The organism is Streptosporangium saharense (assembly GCF_014203715.1).
GTDB classification, from domain to species: Bacteria; Actinomycetota; Actinomycetes; order Streptosporangiales; family Streptosporangiaceae; genus Streptosporangium; species Streptosporangium saharense.
The window spans coordinates 67,286-85,765 of the sequence record NZ_JACHJP010000013.1 but is presented as its reverse complement, the minus strand read 5'-3'; the positions used below and the strand labels follow the sequence as shown (position 1 = coordinate 85,765).

The 18,480-nt window shown below is 70.3% G+C and carries 20 protein-coding genes and 1 pseudogene; 10 read left to right on the top strand and 11 right to left on the bottom strand.

Annotated features, from left to right (window positions below):
- Window positions 1-151 precede the first annotated feature (151 nt).
- Window positions 152-1,357 (bottom strand): MFS transporter, encoded by a 1,206-nt coding sequence (locus FHS44_RS36925; protein WP_184724435.1) that lies wholly within the window; start codon window positions 1,355-1,357, stop codon window positions 152-154.
- 72 nt (window positions 1,358-1,429) lie between these two features.
- Between FHS44_RS36925 and FHS44_RS36920 the strand changes: the two genes are divergently transcribed.
- Genes FHS44_RS36920 through FHS44_RS36910 form a run of 3 tightly spaced genes read left to right on the top strand, consistent with a single transcriptional unit; the run spans window position 1,430 to window position 3,218 of the window.
- Window positions 1,430-2,407, top strand: a complete 978-nt coding sequence (locus FHS44_RS36920; RefSeq protein WP_184724432.1) for a GlxA family transcriptional regulator — start codon at window positions 1,430-1,432, stop codon at window positions 2,405-2,407.
- A 50-nt stretch (window positions 2,408-2,457) separates the two neighbouring features.
- Entirely contained in the window at window positions 2,458-2,850 is a 393-nt protein-coding gene (locus tag FHS44_RS36915) for a hypothetical protein (protein WP_184724430.1), read from the top strand.
- Window positions 2,847-3,218 (top strand): hypothetical protein, encoded by a 372-nt coding sequence (locus tag FHS44_RS36910; protein ID WP_184724426.1) that lies wholly within the window; start codon window positions 2,847-2,849, stop codon window positions 3,216-3,218. Before FHS44_RS36915 ends, FHS44_RS36910 begins: the two co-directional genes overlap by 4 nt.
- Here the strand turns inward: FHS44_RS36910 and FHS44_RS36905 are convergent.
- Together FHS44_RS36905 and FHS44_RS36900 are read right to left on the bottom strand one after the other, a co-directional pair.
- Window positions 3,130-4,179, bottom strand: a complete 1,050-nt coding sequence (locus FHS44_RS36905; RefSeq protein ID WP_184724422.1) for a scabin-related ADP-ribosyltransferase — start codon at window positions 4,177-4,179, stop codon at window positions 3,130-3,132. The two genes, FHS44_RS36910 and FHS44_RS36905, sit on opposite strands and share 89 nt — an antisense overlap.
- 67 nt (window positions 4,180-4,246) lie before the next feature.
- A complete protein-coding gene (locus FHS44_RS36900) occupies window positions 4,247-4,813 on the bottom strand; it encodes a TetR/AcrR family transcriptional regulator (RefSeq protein ID WP_184724419.1) in 567 nt (188 codons plus the stop codon).
- A 68-nt stretch (window positions 4,814-4,881) separates the two neighbouring features.
- Here FHS44_RS36900 and FHS44_RS36895 point away from each other — a divergent pair, with 68 nt between their 5' ends.
- Entirely contained in the window at window positions 4,882-6,051 is a 1,170-nt protein-coding gene (locus tag FHS44_RS36895; protein ID WP_312863970.1) for an FAD-dependent monooxygenase, read from the top strand.
- Here FHS44_RS36895 and FHS44_RS36890 read toward each other — a convergent pair.
- Window positions 6,023-7,168: an epoxide hydrolase family protein gene (locus FHS44_RS36890; protein WP_184724413.1), complete on the bottom strand. Its 1,146-nt coding sequence runs from the start codon at window positions 7,166-7,168 to the stop codon at window positions 6,023-6,025. The genes FHS44_RS36895 and FHS44_RS36890 overlap by 29 nt on opposite strands.
- Window positions 7,169-7,220: 52 nt before the next feature.
- Between FHS44_RS36890 and FHS44_RS36885 the strand changes: the two genes are divergently transcribed.
- Entirely contained in the window at window positions 7,221-8,177 is a 957-nt protein-coding gene (locus tag FHS44_RS36885; protein ID WP_184724410.1) for a helix-turn-helix transcriptional regulator, read from the top strand.
- Here the strand turns inward: FHS44_RS36885 and FHS44_RS36880 are convergent.
- Together FHS44_RS36880 and FHS44_RS36875 are read right to left on the bottom strand one after the other, a co-directional pair.
- Complete coding sequence (locus FHS44_RS36880; RefSeq protein ID WP_184724407.1) at window positions 8,152-8,616, bottom strand: peroxiredoxin family protein; 465 nt, start codon at window positions 8,614-8,616, stop codon at window positions 8,152-8,154. The two genes, FHS44_RS36885 and FHS44_RS36880, sit on opposite strands and share 26 nt — an antisense overlap.
- 33 nt (window positions 8,617-8,649) lie before the next feature.
- Complete coding sequence (locus FHS44_RS36875; RefSeq protein WP_184724404.1) at window positions 8,650-9,195, bottom strand: RNA polymerase sigma factor; 546 nt, start codon at window positions 9,193-9,195, stop codon at window positions 8,650-8,652.
- 89 nt (window positions 9,196-9,284) lie between these two features.
- On the opposite strand from FHS44_RS36875, the gene FHS44_RS42105 reads away from it, so the two are divergent.
- The 4 genes and pseudogenes from FHS44_RS42105 to FHS44_RS36860 all read left to right on the top strand — a co-directional run bounded on the left by FHS44_RS42105 (window position 9,285) and on the right by FHS44_RS36860 (window position 11,778).
- Window positions 9,285-9,407 (top strand): hypothetical protein, encoded by a 123-nt coding sequence (locus FHS44_RS42105; RefSeq protein WP_281401698.1) that lies wholly within the window; start codon window positions 9,285-9,287, stop codon window positions 9,405-9,407.
- Between the two features lie 97 nt (window positions 9,408-9,504).
- Window positions 9,505-10,532, top strand: a pseudogene (locus tag FHS44_RS36870) (IS5 family transposase).
- 34 nt (window positions 10,533-10,566) lie between these two features.
- Window positions 10,567-11,190 (top strand): class I SAM-dependent DNA methyltransferase, encoded by a 624-nt coding sequence (locus FHS44_RS36865; protein ID WP_184724402.1) that lies wholly within the window; start codon window positions 10,567-10,569, stop codon window positions 11,188-11,190.
- A 102-nt stretch (window positions 11,191-11,292) separates the two neighbouring features.
- Window positions 11,293-11,778: a hypothetical protein gene (locus FHS44_RS36860; protein WP_184724400.1), complete on the top strand. Its 486-nt coding sequence runs from the start codon at window positions 11,293-11,295 to the stop codon at window positions 11,776-11,778.
- Here the strand turns inward: FHS44_RS36860 and FHS44_RS36855 are convergent.
- Complete coding sequence (locus tag FHS44_RS36855) at window positions 11,775-12,551, bottom strand: SDR family oxidoreductase (RefSeq protein WP_312863969.1); 777 nt, start codon at window positions 12,549-12,551, stop codon at window positions 11,775-11,777. The genes FHS44_RS36860 and FHS44_RS36855 overlap by 4 nt on opposite strands.
- A gap of 309 nt (window positions 12,552-12,860) precedes the next feature.
- On the opposite strand from FHS44_RS36855, the gene FHS44_RS36850 reads away from it, so the two are divergent.
- Entirely contained in the window at window positions 12,861-13,988 is a 1,128-nt protein-coding gene (locus FHS44_RS36850) for a methyltransferase domain-containing protein (protein WP_184724396.1), read from the top strand.
- A 56-nt stretch (window positions 13,989-14,044) separates the two neighbouring features.
- Here the strand turns inward: FHS44_RS36850 and folE are convergent, their stop codons facing one another.
- The 4 genes from folE to tilS form a co-directional block, all read right to left on the bottom strand.
- Entirely contained in the window at window positions 14,045-14,626 is a 582-nt protein-coding gene (gene folE / locus FHS44_RS36845) for a GTP cyclohydrolase I FolE (protein WP_184724394.1), read from the bottom strand.
- 2 nt (window positions 14,627-14,628) lie between these two features.
- Window positions 14,629-16,599, bottom strand: a complete 1,971-nt coding sequence (ftsH, locus tag FHS44_RS36840) for an ATP-dependent zinc metalloprotease FtsH (RefSeq protein ID WP_184724392.1) — start codon at window positions 16,597-16,599, stop codon at window positions 14,629-14,631.
- Window positions 16,600-16,883: 284 nt separating this feature from the next.
- Window positions 16,884-17,441 carry a hypoxanthine phosphoribosyltransferase gene (gene hpt / locus FHS44_RS36835; protein WP_312863968.1) on the bottom strand — a complete coding sequence of 186 codons (558 nt, stop codon included), beginning with the start codon at window positions 17,439-17,441 and terminating at the stop codon, window positions 16,884-16,886.
- A gap of 13 nt (window positions 17,442-17,454) precedes the next feature.
- Window positions 17,455-18,480 carry a tRNA lysidine(34) synthetase TilS gene (gene tilS, locus FHS44_RS36830; RefSeq protein WP_184724390.1) on the bottom strand — a complete coding sequence of 342 codons (1,026 nt, stop codon included), beginning with the start codon at window positions 18,478-18,480 and terminating at the stop codon, window positions 17,455-17,457.

The window sequence follows — 18,480 nt, the reverse complement described above, 5'->3', positions numbered from 1 at the left end:
GGACAACGACAGTCACATCACGGATGCCCGGCAACGTCAGCCACGGCCTCCTGGCGGCGCCCATCGCTCGGGTGTCGCGTGCCGGGCCGTACCCCAGCCTGGACATCGTCGTCGCCCCCGCCACCACGATGTCCAGGCCCGCGGTGACCCGCTACGTCAGCGTCTCGGCCGGGGTCACGATCGACGGGACCACGTTCTCCTGGGAGGCCCGGCCGAGCTGCCTGACCGGCTTGATCAGCAGCAACGCCACCACCACGCCGACCGTCACCAGCGCCGACCCCAGGATGAACGTGCGCGGCTCGACCAGCGTGGTGACCGGACCGGCGATGGCCTGCCCGACCGCCATGCCCGAGACAGAGCCGGCCACCTGGTAGGCGTTGACCCGGTTCACCACGTCCGGCGCGACCTGCGTCTGGACGCTGGTGGACCACATCACCGACCAGAACGCCAGCGCGTATCCCCCGAGCAGGTGCCCGACCATCAGCATCGGCAGCGGCAGCCCGAGCGCGACCGTCAACGGCGCCGCCACGTATCCGCTCAGCGCCATGGCCCCGGCCGCCAGCGGCTTGGCCGGTCTGAGCCTGATCGCCACCAGCCCGCCCATCACTGTGCCGAGGCCGAGCGCCGTCATCACCCAGCCGTAGTCGGCCCCGATGACCTGCGACGACAGCGGCACGTACGGCCCGACCACCAGGACCCCCCAGAACACCCAGACCAGGATGACCGACCACATCCAGTTCAGGGCCTTGAACTCGTCCCAGCCCCTGCGCAGGTCGCTGAGCACGTTGGAGGGCGCCGGTTTGGGTACGGTGACCCGGACCAGCAGCAGGAACACCCCGCTGACCAGGAACGTCGCGGCGTCCAGCGTGTAGACGAAGACCGGCCCGGTGAGGACGATGAGGATTCCGGCCAGCGCGGGACCCGCCAGTTGGGTGATCGCCTCGGCGACCTTCAGCGTCGCGTTGGCCCGCTGCGGGTCCTTGGCGACCAGGGGGACCATGCCGTTGACGCACGGTTCGAACGTCCCGGCGCCGATGCCCGACAGGAACGCCATCGCCAGCAGCAGGCCGAGGGGCGGGGCACCGTTCAGGAAGGCGATGGCCACGCACGCCTGGGTGATGACCCTGAGCACGTCCGCGGCGATCATCAGGCGCCGGGCGCCGATCCGGTCGGCGAAGACGCCGCCGAACAGCATGACCAGCACGGCCGACGTGGTCCAGATCGCGAGCGTGTAGCCGACGCCCGCGATCCCGTAAACTTTGCCGATCGCCAGTGCCGAGGCGACGGGCATCATCGCGTCACCGAGCAGTGAGACCGTACGGGCAACGAAGTAGAGGCTGAAGTTCCTCGTCCACATAAGCCCCAATTCTGGGTTTTTCCAGCTCAGGGCGCCGGTGTCCCAGATGACATCATTGGGTACATTTACGCCATGACCCTGCACTGCCCGGAAACGCCCCCCACGCCTTCCAGCTCGCATCGCGTGGTCGCCCTGGTCGCTCCGAAGCAGGAGCTCTATCCGGTGACGTCCGCCTCGGCCGTCTTCGGCTATCACGGCCCCGACATCCCCCAGCACTACGGCTTCAGCCTGTGCGCCGAGCATCCCGGTTCTCTCCCCACGACCCTCGGCGCCCCCATCCAGGTGGACAACGGCCTTGAGGCCATCGACGACGCCGAGACCGTGGTCATCGCGGGCTGGAGCTGGACCCTCGCTCCCTCGCCCGCCGTGCTCGACGCGGTGTCCCGAGCCCACGCGCGAGGCGCGCGCATCGTCGCCGTCGCCGCCGGGATCTTCGTCCCCGCCGCCCTGGGTCTCCTGGACGGCCGCCGCGCCTCCGTCCACTGGGAGCTCTCCAACGAGCTGGCCATCCGCCACCCCCGCGTCGTTCTCGACAACACCGTCATCTACGTCGATCACGGCGACGTCGCCACCGCCGGGGCCTCGGCCGCCACCCTCGACCTCTGCCTCCACCAGGTCCTCCAGGAGCACGGCGCGGCCCACGCCATGCGCATCGGCCGCCAGCTCGCGGCCGGTCCGCACCGCGAGGGCTGCCAGCGTCAGTACCCTCCGCTCCCCACCACCGGCCCCATGCCGGACTCCCTGGCCCCGCTGCTCGAATGGCTCCTGTCGCGCCTGCCCGACCAGGTCACCGTCGAGGACATGGCCGTCCGCTCCGGCGTCTCCCCGCGCACCCTCACCCGCCAGTTCACCGAACAGCTCGGCGTCCCGCCCGCCCGCTGGCTGCTGGAACGCCGCCTTGCCGCCACCCGCGCCATGCTGGAGGAGACCGACCTGCCCGTCGAGACCATCGCCACCCGCGTCGGCCTCTCCTCCGCGGTCAACCTCCGGCGCCGTTTCCACACCGCCCTGCACACCACCCCGGCCGCCTACCGCCGCTCCTTCCGCTAGAAGCCCCGCGTTCACCTGGTTGTAGGCCGCCGTCCCTACCGTGGCGGTTCATGACAGAGGACTTCGACCGGTTCCTGGAGGAGGCGCGCCGGGCGCTCGACACGGCCGACCGGCCGCCCGACGAGGAGCTCCCCGGGGGCGAGGGCACGGCGGCGGACGGGCGGATCGTCGCCAGGGTCTCGCCCGACGGCCTGCTCACCTCGTTGCAGGCCGACCCCCGGGTCATGCGGCTGGGCCTGCGGGAACTGTGCGACCAGGTCGTGCACGCCGTCAACGCCGCGCTCGGCGACCTGCGCTCGAACCTCGACGCCCGCCACGGGGCGGTTGACGTGACGGGTCTGGCGGAGACGCTGGGCACCGTCCAGGAGGAGTCGCTGCGGAAGATGAACGACTTCGTGCGGGAGATCGAGGAGCTCGCCCGCCGGATCGAGGGTCGTGGATGAACCCCCTGGAGGTCCGCTCGCCCAGTTTCCGTACGGCGTCCGCCGGGCTCAGCGGCGCAGGCGAGGACCTGGCCGCCCACGGGCACGCGCTCGGGACCTCGGGGGCCGTGTTCGGCCCGGGACCCGTCGGCGGGCTGCTGGGCGACCTCCTGGAACGGACGCTCGGCGCGCTCACCGCGTCGCTGGAGTCGGTCGTGACCGACCTGGACGACGCAGGGCGGGCACTGGGTCAGATGGACACCGGCTACCGACGGGCCGAGACCCTCAGCGTGGAGGCCGTCAGCCAGGCGACGCGTGCGGATTCTCCAACCACTCCCCGACCGTCACCTCACCCTTACGCCCCACCCGGTACGGCCTGGCCCGCATGACGTACTCCGGGGAGATCCCCCCGGGGAAGACGACCTCGTCGTAGCTGGAGTTCGGCAGCCGGAGGCCGGTGGCACCGGGGGTGCGGATGTCGTACACCCAGCCCTGGCGGCCGTACTCGTGCCACTGGAGATGAATCCTGTCGGAGTAGCTGGTGCTGACGAAGGCCGAGTTGCGCGCCTTCTCGTCCAGGTGGGCGACGTATCCGTTCAGGTCGGTGTTGTGCGGGTTCTTCGGCCGGAAGCCCTCGGAGAAGATCTCGTCGGGATGCCGGGTGTCCGACCGGTAGACGGGCTCGCCGTCCCGCCGCCACACCGGCCGGGTGCTGTTGCGGAAGGGTGAGCCGCGAAAACCCGGGCGCGGCCGGATCGCCGAGACGTTCACGTCGCGGTTGGCGGCGGCCCTGAGCGGGTCCCAGTCCGCGGGCCGACCCCGCAGACGGCCCGCGCCGGTCCGCAGGAGCGCCACCGCGCGCTTCATCGGCTCCACCACGCCGCGCGCGAGGAAGTGGACGACGTCGTCGAGCAGCGCGCGCAGGGCGCGGCGGGTCCTGGCCACGGCCGCCACCACAGCCCCCGGCGAGGCCACGGTCCGGGCGGCGGCGACCACCAGCGCGACGAGCTGGGCTATCACCCCCAGCTTCCACATCAACGCGGCCACGGCCGCCGTCAGAAGCGCGAGGCCCACCAGCTCCGCGGCGTCGGCCAGCCGGTTCGCCCGGTCGCCGGGCGCGTTCTCCGCCATCCACGAGCGGTAGGCGTCCACGCTGTCCCCGGTGTTGTGCCGCCACACCTGGCTCGCGTGCGCGTCGGTGTCCCGCACCGAACCCCGCAGCCGCGCGGCCACCACCGTGTACCGCGCGCCCTCAGCGCGCAGCAGATCCTCATCCATCTCGTACGGCCACGCCGCCACCCCGGTCCAGGAGAGCGGGGCCGCCAACGCCTGCGGTAGCTGGAGGGACATCGGCGCTCAGCACCCGTCCAGGTCCTGCGGTTCGGGCTTTTCGGACATCGCCCGGAAGCCTACTGGATCACCGGGGTCGCAGGCCGTCCAGCAGGACCGTGAGGTAGGCCTCGACCAGCTCCGGGCAGGAGGGCTGGGCGCGGGCGACCGCCAGGGCGGTCTCACCGAGCAGGGTCGTGGTGACGGCGGGGTCGATGTCGGTGCGGACCGTGCCCTCGTGGCGCGCCCCGTCGATCATCTCCTCGACGGCCCGGACAAGATCGGCGCGCAGGGCCGTGGTGGCGGGCAGATCCAGGCCCCCCAACTGGTCGTTGATGGCGTGGTGCGCGGCCTGGAAGGCGATCAGCTCGCGGAGGAAGACGTGCAGGGCCCGCGTGGGCGTGGTCTCGGCGATCAGCTCGCGGGCACGCCGTACGACCGGATCGAGCAGGCGCGAAACGGCGGCGTCCAGCAGCGCGTCCTTGCAGCCGAAGGCGCGCACCACGGTCGCCGCTCCCAGGCCCGCCTTCCTGGCGATGACCTCAACGGTGAGGGACGCGTCCGGCTCGGCCATCAGCGCGGTCGCGGCGTCCAGGGCGAGCTGACGGTTGCGGACGGCGTCGGCCCGGCGCCGGGTTCCAGCGGGCGTTGACAACTGGAATGCCCCTTCCACATAATAAATGGAACGTGTATTTCACTTATCCTAACGTGGAAGAGCTCCCCGTGAACAAGCGCATCCTGATCTCCGGCGCGAGCATCGCCGGGCTGACCCTGGCCCACTGGCTGGCCCGGCACGGCTTCGAACCCACCGTGGTCGAGCACGCCCCGGCTCCGCGCTCCGGCGGCAACGGGGTGGACGTGCGCGGCAACGCCATCGAGGTGACCGAGCGAATGGGCATCCTGCCGCGGATCCGCGCGTTGGCCACCGACGTCCACGGCATGAAGTTCGTGGACGCCACCGGCCGGGCCGTCGCCAGGATCGACACCCGGGACCCCGCCTCCGTCGAGATCATGCGCGGCGACCTGGTGGCCCTGCTCCACGAGGTGACCGACGCGGAGATCCTGTTCGGCGACTCCGTCCTCGGCCTGGAGCAGGACGACGACGGCGTGACGGTCACCTTCGAGCACGCGCCCGCCCGCCGCTTCGACCTCGTCGTCGGTGCCGACGGCATGCACTCCAACATCCGTCGGCTCGCCTTCGATCCCGAGGAGCGGTTCATCCGGTTCAAGGACCACTACTTCGCCTTCGCCGACACCGACGCCTCGCTCGGCGAGAACCGCTGGGTGACGATGTTCAACACGCCGGGCAAGATGACCGGGATCTACCGGTCCGGCAACCACGCCCAGGCCAAGGCGTACTTCATGTTCCGTTCCGCGCCCCTGCGCTACGACCACCGGGACGTCGCCGAGCACAGGCGCCTGATCAGCGAGGCGTTCGGGGGCGAGTCGTCCTGGCGGACCAGGGAACTGCTCGACGCGGCCCTCGCCGACCCTGACCTCTACTTCGACGCCCTGGGCCAGGTGCGGATGGACTCCTGGTCCAACGGCCGCGTCACGCTCGTCGGAGACGCCGCCTGGTGCGCCTCCCCCGCCTCGGGCGCGGGCGCGGAACTGGCCCTGGTCGGGGCCTACCTTCTCGCCGGGGAACTCGCCGCGGCGGACGGCGGCCACCGCGTCGCCTTCGCCCGCTACGACGCGGCCCGCCGCCCCCTGGTCGACGCGAAACAGCGGATCGGCCCCAACGTCCGCCTCATGGTCCCCAAGACCGAAGGCGGCCGGTGCGTCCGCGACGTCGTCGCCCGCCTGCCCCTGCTGAGAACCCTCGGCGCCATGGAACGCCGAACCCCTCTACCGGAGTACGGGCTCAGCGGAGGGGGCGGAAGAAGGTCCTGATGTCCTCCACCAGGAGGTCGGGGGCCTCCATGGCGGCGAAGTGGCCGCCGCGGTCGAACTCCGACCAGTGGGTGATGTTGTGCTCGCGTTCGGCGATCCGCCTGACCCCGGGGTCGCCGGGGAAGACCGCGACGCCGTGCGGCAGCGCCGAGTACTCGACGGCCGCGCCCCAGCTCTTCTGCTCCTCCCTGTAGAGGCGGGCGGACGAGGCCGCGGTCCCGGTGAACCAGTAGATGCTCACGTCCGTGAGCAACTGGTCGAGGTCAACCGCGTCCTCGGGCAGCTCGTGGGCCGGGTCGGTCCACTCCTTGAACTTCTCCACGATCCACGCGAGCTGCGCCGCGGGTGAGTCGTGCAGCCCGAACGCGAGGGTCTGCGGCCGGGTCGCCTGGATGATCGCGTAGCCGGACCGGTCGTGGTCCTGATACTGGCCGAGACGCGCGAGTTCCTCCGGGGTGAGACCCTCGAACTCGGCCGGGTCACCCGTCGGGAACCCGAGCCCGCCGTTGACGTGCACGCCGACGACGTTCTCCGGTGCGGTACGGCCCAGCGTCGGCGAGATGACCGCGCCGCTGTCACCGCCCTGCGCGCCGTACCGCCGATAGCCGAGGCGGTTCATCAGCTCCGCCCAGGCCCGTGCGACGTGTCCCAGGTCCCAGCCGGTCTCGACGGTGGGGCCGGAGAAGCCGAAGCCGGGGATGGACGGGGCGACGAGGTGGAACGCGTCCGAGGGGGCGCCGCCGTACGAGACGGGGTCGGTGAGCGGACCGATGATCTTCAGGAACTCGGCGACCGAGCCGGGCCAGCCGTGGGTGATGATCAACGGCAGCGCGTCGGGCTCGGGGGAGCGGACGTGCACGAAGTGGATGTTCTGCCCGTCGATGTCGGTCGTGAACTGCGGGAACGCGTTCAGCCGTGCCTCGGCGGCACGCCAGTCGAAGCCGGTGCGCCAGTACTCGGCCAGTTCGCGCGCGTAGCCGACGGGGACCCCGTAGGACCAGCCAACCCCGGGCAGCTCGTCCGGCCAGCGGGTCGCCGCGAGCCGCTCACGCAGGTCGTCCAGCCGGGTCTGCGGGACGTCGATCCGGAACGGGTGGATGCGCGGGTCGTCGTTCATGTCCCCAACGTTAGGCAGCGGTTAGGACAGGTCCGGTCCTAGGATGGACGCCATGTTGGAGACGTCCGCGCGGCTGCTGCGGCTGCTGTCGCTGCTGCAGACCCCGCGAGACTGGTCGGGCACCGAACTGGCCGTACGGCTCGGCGTCTCGTCACGCACGGTCCGCCGCGACGTCGAACGGCTCCGCGACCTCGGATACGTCGTGCACGCCACGGCGGGTGCCCCCGGCTACCGGCTCGGCGCCGGGACCGGGCTTCCGCCGCTGCTGCTCGACGACGAGGAGGCCGTCGCGGTCGCCATCGGGCTCGGCACCGCCGCCGTCTCCGGGGTGACGGGCATCGGGGAGACGTCCGTCCGGGCCCTGGCCAAGCTCGAACAGGTCCTCCCGGCCCGGCTCAGGAGCCGCGTCGGTGACCTGCGGTCGGTCACGGTCCCGCTGACGGACCACGCCTCGGCCGTCGATCCGGCCGTGCTCACCGCGATCGCCGCCGCCGTCCGGAACCGGGAGAGCCTGCGGTTCGACTACCGCTCCCACGACGGCACCGAGGATCGCCGGGCCGCCGAGCCGTACCGGCTGGTCAACTCGGGGCGGCGGTGGTATCTCGTGGCGTGGGACACCGGCCAGAGCGGCTGGCGCACGTTCCGCGTCGACCGGCTGCGCCTGCGCACCCCGAACGGCCCGCGCTTCACGCCCCGTGAACCGCCCGGCGCCGACCTCGTCCAATATGTCGCGGAGCGGATCTCGGTCAATCCGTACCGCTATCGCGGCCGGTTCACGGTGCACGCCCCGGCCGACGTCATCGCCGCCCGGATGCCCCCGACGATCGCGGTTGTCGAACCGACCGGCGACGACACGTGTCTCCTCAGCACCGGGTCCAACTCCCTCGACGAGCTGGCCATGTGGGTCGCGGGCCTCGGCGTCCCCTTCGAGGTGCACGACCCACCGGAGCTCGTCCGGCACATCCGCGCCCTCGGCGCCCGCCTCACCGAGGCGACAACGCCCCGATGACGGCTCTGATGGCCTTTCCGTCGTAGCCCCCGGTGGGGAGCGTGGCGCCCTGGGCGTGGCGGACGATGCCTTCGGCGTCGATGAGCACGCTGCCGGACCGCTGCATCATGCCGAAGACCTTCCTGCCGAGGCCGACCATCTCGTGCGGGGTGTCGTCGCGGGCGGTGAGCACGGGGAACGGGACGCGCTGCCTGGCCTTCCAGGCCGCCGCCCGCTCCCGGCTCCCGGGGACCGCGATCAGGACGCGGACGTTGTCGGCCGCCAGGTCGTCACCGATCCTGACGAGGTCCTGGACGTTCCGGTTGCAGACGGGACACGACGTGGCGCGCACGAAGTAGAGCAGCACCGCGTGCCTGCCCCGGTAGTCGGACAGGCGGACGGTGTTTCCCATGGTGTCTTCGAGCACCATCTCCGGCGCGGGCGATCCGATTTCGAGCATGGTGGGACTCCTCTTCGAAGGATCATCAGGACTTCAGGCCGAGCTGGAGGGAGGCGTGCGCTCGTTCAGGCTCTCCCGGAGGGCGGCGCGGGCCCGGTGCAGGTGGGACTTCATCGCCGGGACGCTCAGGCCGAGTGACCCGGCGACCGCGCGTCCCGGGTAGCCCAGCACGTCACGCATGATCAGGACACGCCGCTGGACCTCGGGCAACGCCCGGATCGCCTGCGCGAGCAGGTCGGCCTCAAGACGCCGGAGAACCTCCTCCTCCGCCGACGCGACCGGCTCCATCTCCTCACCACGCTGGTCGAGCAGTCGCCGGGTACGGCGGACGCACTCGTTCCTGACGATCCTGAACATCCAGGACGCCAGCGCCGCCGAGGCCCGCAGGGAACCGATCTTGCGGAACAGGACGATCAACGCCTCCTGGGCCGCGTCCTCGGCGTCCTGCGGGGACGCGCACAGGTGCTCGGCGAACCGCCGTACATGCGGATGGGCACCGTGGACCACCGCGGCGATCGACTCCGCGTCCCCACCCTGGGCGGCCTCAATAAGCCGCTCACTCGCCCACCCACGCCCCATGCCATCTCCCCCTCCAGAACAGACATCCTCCATAAGAGGCCCCAACGCCCAAAAAGGATTCTTTCGGCGGGGGCCGGGGTCGTCTCCTGGTGGAACATGGACTCCTGTCCGGCGACCGCTTCCTCGATCAGCGGCTTCCTGTACGGCGGGCGACCTTTGGCAGGGAACCCGGAGAAGCCGGGCCAGGCCGTACGCTCGCCGAGATCGGCTGACCGCCTCGTGCTCCCGGCGCGAGCGTTAGGGCCTGTTTGGGGTTCGGATCTAGGTGGGGCCCGATGGCAAGCCAGCCACTGCTGATAGAACTCGGGCATGGCGCGTTTTGATGTGACGGATGCCGAGTGGGTGTTGATCGAGCCGCATCTGCCGGTGGCGGCCACCGGGCCGCTGCCGCGGCGCGTGCGCGATCAGTTCAACGGGATCCTGTGGCGTTTCCGCACCGGATCGGGCTGGCGTGATGTGCCGGAACGGTACGGGCCCTGGGGCACGGTCTATTCCCGGTTCAACGGCTGGGCCAAGGCCGGGGTGTTCCAGGCGTTGATGGACGCGCTGATCGCCGAGGCCGCCTCACGCGGACAGGTCGGGCTGGAGATGGTCAGCGTGGACTCCACCATCGTGCGGGCGCATCAGGACTCGGCCGGGCTGGCGGTGGCCGGGGAGACACTGGACGCGCTGGAACAGGCGCTGACCGAGGAAAAGGGGGCTCCGCTGGCGGGGCAGCCGCCGGTGCTGCGGGTGATGCGCCGCAGGCCACATCCAACACGGACGGCACGGACGGCACGGACACGTCGGGTGAGGATCGCGCCACCACGCGGCGACGCCGCAGGGCCCGCGCGAAGGTTGCCGGGCTCGGCCGATCCCGAGGCGGACTGAGCAGCAAGATCCATGCCGCCGTCGATGCCGCCGGGCTGCCGTTGGCCTTCGTGCTCACCCCCGGCCAGGCCGCCGACTGTCCCCGGTTCATCACTGTCCTGGACAAGATCCGCATCCCCGGCCGGGTCGGGCGGCCCCGCACCCGCCCTGCCGCAGTGGCCGCGGACAAGGCGTACTCCTCTCGCGCCAACCGCTTCTCTCTGAGGAGACGCCACGTCAAGGCGGTCATCCCCGAGAAGAGGGACCAGGCTGTCAATCGCAGCAGGAAAGGCAGCCGGGGCGGCCGGCCCGTCAGTCACGACACCGGCCTCTACAAGGAGCGCAACACCGTTGAACGCTGCTTCCAGAAGATCAAGGCCTGGCGCGGTCTGGCGACCCGCTACGACAAGGCCCCGGAAAGCTATGAGGCCGGGCTCCATCTCCGAGGCTCGATCATGTGGCTGAAGCTCCTCACCTCACCCACATGATCCGAACCCCAAACAGCTCCTAGGGTCCCCGCCTGTGACCGACTCCTCGTACCTCGACGTGACGGCGGACGCCTACGACGCCGTCGCGACTCTCTATGCCGAGTTCGTGCGGAACGCGCTCGACGACGTTCCGCTGGACCGGGCGGTGCTCGCCGCGTTCGCCGAGCTCGTCCGGGGCACCGGCCCTGTCGCCGAGCTTGGCTGCGGTCCCGGACTGGTGACCGCGCACCTGCGGGACCTGGGGGTTGACGTCTCCGGCGTCGACCTGTCGCCGGTGATGATCGACATCGCCCGTGCGACCTACCCGGACCTGCGGTTCGAGGTCGGCTCCATGGACGCCCTGGACCTGGCCGACGACCACCTCCGAGGCGTCGTGTCGTGGTACTCGATCATCCACGTCCCACCCGGGGAGGTGCCCGCGTACTTCGCCGAGTTCCGGCGGGTGCTCGCGCCCGGCGGCCACCTCCTGCTCGCCTTCTTCGAGGCGGAGGGCGACCCGGTCACGCCGTTCGACCACAGGGTGACGACCGCCTACCGATGGCCGATCGACGACCTCGCGAAACTGGCCACCGACGCCGGTTTCCGGGAAATCGGCCGCATGCTCCGCGAACCCCTGGAAGAAGAACGATTCCGCCGAGGCCATCTTCTGATGCACTAACCATTGGGCGCTTCCAACTCGTTTCCAAGCCGTTTCCCACCGCCGCGAACGATATTTCCTTTCACCGAATACCTCTCCCGGAAGGTGGACATGAGCGGGAACATGCGTTTACTGGCGGTCGGGGCACTGGCCGGGTTGCTTCTCGGCGGGTCGGGTGTGGCCGTGGCGGCAGCGGAGCCGTCCGAGCCGGGCGGAGCGGTGCGGATGGTGTACGGCGGCAACGTGAAACTCAGCCGCACGGAGTCCCGGCCGGTGTTCGAGATCCCCCTGCAGCCCGGCGCGTACCGGGCCGACGCGCAGATCGCGATCACCCCCTGGACCAGCGGGGGCACGAACGGCAAGGAGTACATCGGCAGCTGCACCATCTCGGCCGCCGGCAGGGGCTATGTGGCGAACACGGCGACCACCAGCCACCGGCTCTATCTGCCGCTTCACACAGTCTTCACACTGACGTCCAGCGACACGCTCCGCGTCAGCTGCGTCGGCGGGCCACAGGACGGATCCTACGAGGTGCGGGTCGCCGGGCTCAGCTCGGTGACGATCCAGCAGGTGTCGTCGGCCACCGTCGAGATGTATCCCGGTTCCTAGGGGCGTAGCAGGGCCTCGGCGCCGCCGTCGGCGTAGAGGATCTGTCCCGTCATGAACGCGTTTCCGGGGCTCACCGTCCAGGCGAGCAGCGAGGCGACGGCCTCCACGGGGCCGGGGAAGCCCAGCGGTTGCGGCATCAGGGTCTCGACCACCTCCCGGGCGGCCGGGTCGTCGATGACGAACCTCCTGGCGGTCGCGGTGTCCACGACGCCGGGGGCGACGGCGTTGAGCGGGATCCCGGCACCCGCCCAGTCGGGGCCGACCGCGGCGCGGCGCAGCCACCGGTTGAGCGCCAGTTTGCTCGACGTGTAGACGGTCTGGCCGCGCCCCGCCGCGACGATCTCGGCCGCGGCCTCGACCGCGGCCTCCTCGTCCAGCGACAGACAGGCCTCGGTCAGGTTCTCGTCCGCCGCGACGACGGCCCCCAGCGAGGACACGACGACGGCGCGGGGCCGCTCCGAGCGGGCCAGGAGCGGCCGTACCGCGTCGAGCGTGGCCAGGGTGCCGAAGAAGTTCACCCGCACGGGGGCCGGGCTCAGGCCACCGACCCCGGCCACGGCCACCAGCCCGTGCACGACGCCACCGGAGGCCGTGGCGACGCCTTCCGCCAGCCGTTCCCGGCCCTCCCGCGTGCCCAGGTCGGCGAGCACGTCGGCGTCGCGCAGGTCACAGCGGATCACCCGGTCGCCCCCGGCGGCGAGGAGATCGGCCGTGGCGGCGCCGATGCCGGAGGCGGCGCCCGTGACGACGTAGGTACGCGGTTCGTTCTTCACGCGATCACTGTAAATACGTGTTTGCATTGTCGTAAAACCATTTATCAGCCCGCCCGGCGCGGTTCTGGTCAGCGCGAAGCCGGACGAACAACAATCAGCCCAGCCATCGCGAAAAGGACCCACCGGATTGTCGCCGTCACGCCACGTATTCGAAAGCTACGCTCGAAAGAACAGACGCCTCGGTTGAAGGAGTGACATGGGCGACCACGAGGGAGAGTCGGAACCGCGCACCAGGCCCTTCGAGATCCCCACCGATCCGCATCCCGACAGCGACGCCCCACAGGAGCCGGGAAAGCACGAGAAGCCGAAATGACCGACCCGACTTTCCCGGAGGGCTGGGCAGCGGCCTTCGAGGCGGCTCCCCGGGAGCTGTTCCTGCCCGAGGTGATGTGGCCCTTCGACGACGGCCGTGACCTCACCGTCTCCCGGGCCGAGGACCCCGCCGAGTGGCTGCGGTGGGCCACCACGAACGTGCCGATCACCACCCAGTGGGACGACGGCCACCACACCGGGACCGCGCCGGGCAGGCAGCGGACCAGTTCCAGTTCGGCGCCGAGCGTGGTGTCCACGATGTTCCGGGAGCTGTCGGTGTTCGACGGCGCGAAGGTGCTGGAGATCGGCACCGGCACCGGCTGGTGCGCCGCCCTGCTGTCGGCCCGGCTCGGCGAGGCGAACGTCGTCTCCGTCGAGCTCGACAGGGCCGTGGCCGACAGGGCGCGCAAGTCCCTGGCCGCCGCGGGATGGAACCCCGAGGTCGTCACCGGGGACGGCCTGCTCGGCCACCCGGGGCGGGCGCCGTACGACCGGATCCTCGTGACGGCGGGCGTGCGGGACGTCCCACGGGCGTGGATCGAGCAGACCAGGCCCGGTGGGGTGATCGTGATGCCGTGGGGCACCCGCTACACCCACCAGGAGGCCGTCGTCCGGCTGACGGTCACCGAGGACGGCGGCGCGAGCGGGCCGTTCGTGGGCGGCGCCGGGTTCATGCCGCTGCGTTCCCAGCGGACGGCACTCAGGGTCTCCGAGTACGTCCCGGGAGACAGCTGGCCCGCCGACACCCGCAGGTCGGAGACGAGGGTCAGGGCGTCCTCGGCCTTCCCCGAGGAGCCCTTCGCCACGGCCCCGTTCGTGACCGGCCTGCTGGTCCCCGACTGCGTCCACAGCTACGGCCACGACGCGCAGGGCACCCCCGCCGTGTGGCTGTACGGCCTGGCCGACCGCTCCTGGGCGGCGGTGTTCTTCTACGGCGACACCACCCACGGCGCCTCCCAGGTCTACCAGGGTGGCCCACGCGACCTGTGGAACGAGGTCGAGACCGCCCATGGGTGGTGGATCGAGCGGGGCCACCCCAGACGAGAGCGCTTCGGCCTGACCATCACCCCCGAGGGCCACCACCGCCCCTGGCTGGACGCCCCCACCAACCTCCTGCCGCGCTGACGGAAACGCCGGAGCCCCCGCCGGTGAACGCAGGCGGGGGCTCCGGTGAAGCAGGGTCAGCGCAGGATGAGGGACATCGCTTCGGCGCGGGTCTTGTCGCTGTTGCGGAAGTCGCCGCGGACCGCCGAGGTGATCGTCTTCGCACCCGGCTTGCGGACGCCCCGCATGGTCATGCACAGGTGTTCGCACTCGATGACGACGATGACGCCCCTGGGCTCCAGCACGCTCATGAGCGCGTCGGCGATCTGGGAGGTCATCCGCTCCTGCACCTGGGGGCGCCTGGCGTAGACGTCAACGAGCCGGGCGAGCTTGGACAGGCCGGTGACCTGCCCCTTCTCGTTGGGGATGTAGCCGACGTGGGCGACGCCGTGGAACGGGACCAGGTGGTGCTCGCAGGTCGAGTAGACCTCGATGTCCCTGACGAGCACCATCTCGTCGTGGTCGACGTCGAAGACCGTGGTCAGGACGTCCTCGGGGCGCTGCCCGAGCCCGGCGAACTGCTCGGCGTAGGCTCGGGCGACGCGTGCCGGGGTGTCCTGGAGGCCGTCACGGTCGGGGTCCTCGCCGATAGCGAAGAGGATCTCGCGGACGGCCTTCTCCAGCCTTTCGGAGTCGACCTTGAGGGGATTGACGCTCACACTCAGTTCCCGTCCCTGGGCACGGAGTCGGTGTGCCCGGCACCCGCGGGGAGCGCGCCGTTGCCGGACTGCTCCTTCGGGGTCAGGATGGGCGGCCGGTTGGACGGAAGGCGCTTGCCGTACCCGGAGTAGGAGGGGCGCTTCTCCCTCACCACGACGGGCGAGAAGATCTGCAGCACCTGCTCGCGGGAGAGGGTCTCCTTCTCCATGAGTTCGAGCACAAGGTTGTCGAGCACGTCGCGGTACTCGACGAGGATCTCCCACGCCTGGTCGTGCGCGCTCTCGATGAGGCGGCGGACCTCCTCGTCGATCGCGGAGGCGATCTTCTCGGAGTAGTCGCGCTCGTGGCCCATCTCACGGCCGAGGAAGACCTCGGCGTTGCCGGTGCCGAACTTGCGGGCGCCGAGCTGCTCGCTCATGCCGTACTCGGTGACCATGCGGCGGGCGATGGAGGTGGCCTTCTCGATGTCGTTGGAGGCACCGGTGGTGGGCTCGTGGAAGACGAGCTCCTCCGCCGTGCGGCCGCCGAGCAGCATCGCGAGCTGGTCCATCATCTCCGAGCGGGTCGCCAGGAACTTGTCCTCCATGGGCAGCGTCATCGTATAACCGAGGGCGCGTCCACGGGACAGGATCGTGATCTTGTGGACCGGGTCGGAGTTGGGCAGCGCGTGCGCGACGAGGGCGTGTCCACCCTCGTGGTACGCGATGATCTTCTTCTCCTGGTCCGACATGACGCGGGACTTGCGCTCGGGACCGGCCATCACGCGGTCGATGGACTCCTCAAGGGTGTCCATCGTGATCAGCTTCTGGTCGGCGCGGGCGGTGAGCAGCGCGGCCTCGTTGATCACGTTGGCCAGGTCGGCACCGGTGAAGCCGGGCGTCCTGCGGGCGATGACGTCGAGGTCGACGCCCTCGGCGAACGGCTTGCCCCTGCCGTGGACCTTGAGGATGCCCTTGCGGCCCTCAAGGTCGGGACGGTCGACGGTGACCTGACGGTCGAAACGACCGGGGCGCAGCAGCGCGGGGTCGAGGATGTCGGGCCGGTTGGTCGCGGCGATCAGGATGACGCCGCCCTTGACGTCGAAGCCGTCCATCTCGACGAGGAGCTGGTTCAGCGTCTGCTCGCGCTCGTCGTGACCGCCGCCGAGACCGGCGCCACGGTGACGGCCGACCGCGTCGATCTCGTCGATGAAGATGATCGCGGGGGCGTTCGCCTTGGCCTGCTCGAACAGGTCGCGCACCCGGGAGGCGCCGACACCGACGAACATCTCGACGAAGTCGGAACCGGAGATCGAGTAGAACGGGACCCCCGCCTCACCGGCGACCGCCCTGGCGAGCAAGGTCTTACCGGTTCCGGGCGGGCCGTAAAGCAGAACGCCCTTGGGGATCTTGGCACCGATGGCCTGGAACTTGGCCGGGGCCTGGAGGAACTCCTTGATCTCCTGGAGCTCCTCGATGGCCTCGTCGGCGCCCGCGACGTCGGCGAAGGTGGTCTTGGGGGTGTCCTTGGTGATGAGCTTGGCCTTCGACTTGCCGAAGTTCATCACCCGGGAGCCGCCGCCCTGCATCTGGTTCATGATGAACAGGAAGAACAGCACGACGAAGACGATCGGCAGGAAGCTCATCAGAAGGCCGAGAAGGAAGTTGTCCCTCGGCACGTCGACGGTGTAACCACCGGGCAGCTTCTTGGCGTTCTGGGCGGTTTCGAGCTGGTCCACGAGCTGGACGCCCTGGCCGGTCACCCACGAGGAGTAGTAGCGCTTCTTGTCGGTCAGGGTGACCTCGATGCGCTGCTCTTTGTCGATGACCTTCGCGTTGGAGACCTTGCCCTCGTTGATCCAGCTGATGACCTGCGAGGTGTCGGCCTTCTCGATGCTGCCGTCACTGCTCCACATAGTGGTGACGAGCAGGAGCAGCACGACGATGCCCAGGATCCACAGCAGTGGCCCACGTGTAAATCGCTTGAGATCCATCCGATGCGGAACCCCGGCGGGCCCGTCCCTTCCTGACCATGGCCTGGCAACCCCGGGCAGGCCCGGGGCTCGCGGTCTCCCTAACCGCTCCAACTGACGATCAAGAGATGGCGGGCGAAGCCGCCTCCTCGATCGTCCGAAGGTACACCGGTGTGCCGCACAGAGTAACCGTCCGGACAGCACCGGCTTTGCCCTACCAACGTACGTCAGGTAGGCGTGTGTTCCCCTCCCCTATGGCGAATGTCGCACGCGTGGGGGGCAGACTTCGCCCAGGGCGTACTTTTTCAGCTGGCCCCATACACATGGGGGGCGAGGGTCCCAATGAAGGGAAGATTGCGGTATCGCTCTGCGTAGTCGAGGCCGTAACCGATCACGAACTCGTTCGGAATGTCGAATCCGATGTATTTCACGTCGAGCGCCACCTTGACCGCGTCCGGCTTGCGCAGAGCCGCGCAGATCTCCACCGAGGCGGGGTTGCGGGACTTCAGGTTGTGCACGAGCCACGAAAGGGTCAGGCCGGAGTCGATGATGTCCTCGACGACGAGCACGTGCCGTCCGGCGATGTCGGTGTCCAGGTCCTTGAGCACCCGCACGACGCCCGAGGTCTTGGTGCCCGCGCCGTAGGAGGAAACGGCCATCCAGTCCATCTGGACCGGCAGGTGCAGCGCTCTCGCCAGGTCGGCCATGACCATGACCGCGCCCTTGAGCACGCCCACGATCAGCAGTTCCCCTCCCGCGTAGTCCTCGTCGATGCGGCCCGCCAGCTCCTTGATCTTGGCTTGGAGCTCTTCTTCGGTGATGAGGACCCTTTCGAGGTCCTTGCCCATGTCGGCTGCGTCCACCTGGGATTTTTCCTTACGAGATGGGGCTTGCTGGGTGTCTGGCGAACACCAGGGTGCCATACCGGCGCACCACCCCAATCCCCCCGGGGACCTCCACGCGGCGCTGCCCCCGCCACGCGGTGATCAGCCGGTCGACCTGGAGGACGTGGGAGGCGGCGAGCGTCCCCGGTGGCGCCCCGGCCTCGATCGCCGCCCTGCGCAGCACCCTGCGCCGCACCGCCGAAGGCAACCCCTCCAGTTCCCGTACGGCCAGCACCACGGCTCCCGGTTCGCCGCCAATATCGCTAAGGGCTGAATCAAACCCGGCCGCAGCGGAGTAGGCCCGGCCCGCCCACGCGTCGAGGGCGTCGGCGTCGTCCCGACACAGGTCGGCCGTCCTGGCGAGCGCCTCGGCGACGCCGGGCCCCAGCTCGTCCTCAAGGGCGGGCAGCAGCCGGGTCCTGACCCTGACCCGGGTGTAGCGGGGATCGAGGTTGTGCGGGTCGTCCCAGGGCTTCAGCCCCATCCCCTCGCAGGCCCGCGCGGTCGTCCGCCGACCCAGCCCGAGCAGCGGCCTCAGGTACAGCCCGGCCCGCGCGGGCATCCCGGCCAGCGAGCGGGTGCCGCTCCCCCTCGCCAAGCCGAGCAGAACGGTCTCCGCCTGGTCGTCCCTGGTGTGCCCAAGCAGTACGGCCGCTGCCCCGAGGCGTTCCGCGGCCTCGGACAGCGCGGCGTATCTCGCCTGCCTGGCCGCCGCCTCGGGTCCCCCCTCCGTCCCGACGTGGACGCGCACCGCCTCCGCGGGGTCCAGGCCAAGGGAGGGCGCGAGCCGTACGAGGTCGGCGGCGCGGTCACCGGAGCCGGGCTGCAGGTCGTGATCGACGGTGAGCAGTCCGGCGCGCAGCCCCGCGCGGGACGCGACGAAGCCGGTCGCCGCGGCCAGCGCCAGCGAGTCGGCGCCGCCGCTGCAGGCGACCAGCACGAGGGAGCCGGGTGCCATGCCGTCCAGCGCGAGCCGTACGGCACGGCGGACGTCGGCGACGGCGGGAGGCGGACCCAT

Coding starts and splice junctions, on each gene's coding strand:
- FHS44_RS36920 (WP_184724432.1), top strand. CDS start 1,430: ATGACCCTGCACTGCCCGGAAACGCCCCCCACGCCTTCCAGCTCGCAT.
- FHS44_RS36875 (WP_184724404.1), bottom strand. CDS start 9,195: ATGGGGCGTGGGTGGGCGAGTGAGCGGCTTATTGAGGCCGCCCAGGGT.
- FHS44_RS36915 (WP_184724430.1), top strand. CDS start 2,458: ATGACAGAGGACTTCGACCGGTTCCTGGAGGAGGCGCGCCGGGCGCTC.
- FHS44_RS36860 (WP_184724400.1), top strand. CDS start 11,293: ATGCGTTTACTGGCGGTCGGGGCACTGGCCGGGTTGCTTCTCGGCGGG.
- FHS44_RS36850 (WP_184724396.1), top strand. CDS start 12,861: ATGACCGACCCGACTTTCCCGGAGGGCTGGGCAGCGGCCTTCGAGGCG.
- FHS44_RS36910 (WP_184724426.1), top strand. CDS start 2,847: ATGAACCCCCTGGAGGTCCGCTCGCCCAGTTTCCGTACGGCGTCCGCC.
- FHS44_RS36925 (WP_184724435.1), bottom strand. CDS start 1,357: ATGTGGACGAGGAACTTCAGCCTCTACTTCGTTGCCCGTACGGTCTCA.
- FHS44_RS36890 (WP_184724413.1), bottom strand. CDS start 7,168: ATGAACGACGACCCGCGCATCCACCCGTTCCGGATCGACGTCCCGCAG.
- FHS44_RS36905 (WP_184724422.1), bottom strand. CDS start 4,179: ATGTCCCTCCAGCTACCGCAGGCGTTGGCGGCCCCGCTCTCCTGGACC.
- FHS44_RS36880 (WP_184724407.1), bottom strand. CDS start 8,616: ATGCTCGAAATCGGATCGCCCGCGCCGGAGATGGTGCTCGAAGACACC.
- tilS (WP_184724390.1), bottom strand. CDS start 18,480: ATGGGTCCGCCTCCCGCCGTCGCCGACGTCCGCCGTGCCGTACGGCTC.
- ftsH (WP_184724392.1), bottom strand. CDS start 16,599: ATGGATCTCAAGCGATTTACACGTGGGCCACTGCTGTGGATCCTGGGC.
- FHS44_RS36885 (WP_184724410.1), top strand. CDS start 7,221: ATGTTGGAGACGTCCGCGCGGCTGCTGCGGCTGCTGTCGCTGCTGCAG.